At 51.6% G+C, this 1,594-nt stretch carries 4 protein-coding genes and 1 pseudogene; 3 read left to right on the top strand and 2 right to left on the bottom strand.

The window, feature by feature from the left end; translation table 11 throughout:
• Positions 1-408: pseudogene (locus ACNKID_RS08815) on the top strand (ABC transporter ATP-binding protein); the annotation flags it as partial.
• Positions 409-420: 12 nt separating this feature from the next.
• Here the strand turns inward: ACNKID_RS08815 and ACNKID_RS08820 are convergent.
• Positions 421-687: a type II toxin-antitoxin system RelE family toxin gene (locus ACNKID_RS08820; RefSeq protein ID WP_417913066.1), complete on the bottom strand. Its 267-nt coding sequence runs from the start codon at positions 685-687 to the stop codon at positions 421-423.
• 3 nt (positions 688-690) lie between these two features.
• Positions 691-942: a type II toxin-antitoxin system Phd/YefM family antitoxin gene (locus ACNKID_RS08825; protein ID WP_417913067.1), complete on the bottom strand. Its 252-nt coding sequence runs from the start codon at positions 940-942 to the stop codon at positions 691-693.
• Positions 943-1,110: 168 nt separating this feature from the next.
• On the opposite strand from ACNKID_RS08825, the gene ACNKID_RS08830 reads away from it, so the two are divergent.
• Positions 1,111-1,359, top strand: a complete 249-nt coding sequence (locus ACNKID_RS08830; protein ID WP_417913068.1) for a hypothetical protein — start codon at positions 1,111-1,113, stop codon at positions 1,357-1,359.
• Positions 1,356-1,594 (top strand): type II toxin-antitoxin system VapC family toxin (locus ACNKID_RS08835; protein ID WP_417913069.1); only part of this gene is annotated, 239 nt, incomplete at its 3' end. The genes ACNKID_RS08830 and ACNKID_RS08835, both read left to right, overlap by 4 nt.

A 1,594-nucleotide genomic window follows, 5' to 3' on the forward strand; every position in this document is an offset into this window, starting at 1 on the left:
GGCAATATTGACGATTACTTGGAGACCCGCAAGCGGCGTGAGGAAGAAGCGGCAGGCGGCGCGAGGAATGCCAAAGCTGCGGCCCCGAAAGCCGTTGTTGTCCAGCCTGTTGCAGTCAGCGTTGACCGCAAAGAAGACCGGAAGCAGCGCGGCCAGCAGCGGGAGCAGGTGAATGCCCAAGTCAAGCCGTGGAAGAAAAAGGCGGCAGATGCGGAAAAGGAGATTGAGCGGCTGGAAACGCAGAAGATTGAGCTGGAATCCCAGATGGCCGACCCGGCTTTATATGCGGATCAGCAGCGATGGGCCAAGACCAGCAAGGAATATGGCGAGGTGAAGCAGCTTTTGGAGCGGCAGTATGCGGCTTGGGAAGAGGCGCAGGCGAAGATTGAGGAGATGGAGCAGAGTTAGAACCGCCAGCTATCACGGAAGATTCTTGTACACGTCTTTTCTGTGTCCGATTTTGACAATCAGAATCAGCAGGCAATCTGCATCAATGGTGTAAATGATGCGGTAATCGCCAACGCGGACTTTATGCAGATCAGTTCTGCCCTTCATTCTGGTCTGATCAGGATTGGGCAGATTCTCCGCAAGCTCCTCAATTTTCTTTTTGATCCGCAGCAAATCCTGCTTGGGAAATGCTTTAAGGTCTTTGAGCGCGGCAGGACGAAATTCAATCTGATACAACATGTGTTACAGTCCCAACTTTTTCCAGACTTCCTCTGCCGGAATATTATCTCCGGCTTCGGCAAGAGCCTTTTCCGCGTCTTCAATGTCCATGCGGTCTTCTATCCGGCGGAGCAGCTCAAGCTCCCGCATGGAAATCAGGGCGGCAATTTCCTCTCCTCTCCGGGTTAAGACGACTTGTTCCGCTCCGTAAGCAACTTTATTCACAATATCAGTAAAGTTTCTTCTTGCTTCAGCCGTGGAAATGGTGGTATTCATTGGGATGCCTCCTGTTTTGATTATGTGCAAATTGTACAGCAGTCAGACAGTTGCGTCAAGCAAGGCGGCAGTATGCGGCTTGGGAAGAGGCGCAGGCGAAGATTGAGGAGATGGAGAAAGGGGAGTAGAATAAAGGGCTGACGAAAAGCAAGGAAACAGGAGGGAATCATGCAGCTCAATCTGGAATTGGGAAATCGGCATTACGAAAAATTGCAGCAGCTTCAGCACACGGTGGGAAAAGATGCGCGCACTGTGCTTGAGCTTGCCATTGACGAGCTGTATGCGCGGCATCAAGTTGCTGTCGGTCAAGATGCACTGGAGATTTTCCGTAAGAACGGCGTGGTCGGCTGCCTGCATGGCGGCAGCAATCTTTCGGAAAATTACAAGAACGAACTGGATTGGAGCGATAAGCTGTGATTATTGCGGACACAGGCTTCTGGGTTGCTTTGGCAAATGCCGAGGATAAACATCATCAAGCGGCCATAGATGCCTTCAGCAGATTGCGTGAGCCGCTGATAACAACATGGCCGGTTCTGACCGAAACGTGTCATCTGCTGCTGAAACGCATGGGAATAGAGGCGGAATTAGGCTTCATCCGCAGTCTCCGTCAAGGGAGTTTCATTGTTTTCGACCTTCGTGAGGAGCATTACAG

The sequence above is a fragment of the Candidatus Electronema sp. TJ genome, assembly GCF_048287355.1.
Taxonomy (GTDB): Bacteria; Desulfobacterota; Desulfobulbia; order Desulfobulbales; family Desulfobulbaceae; genus Electronema.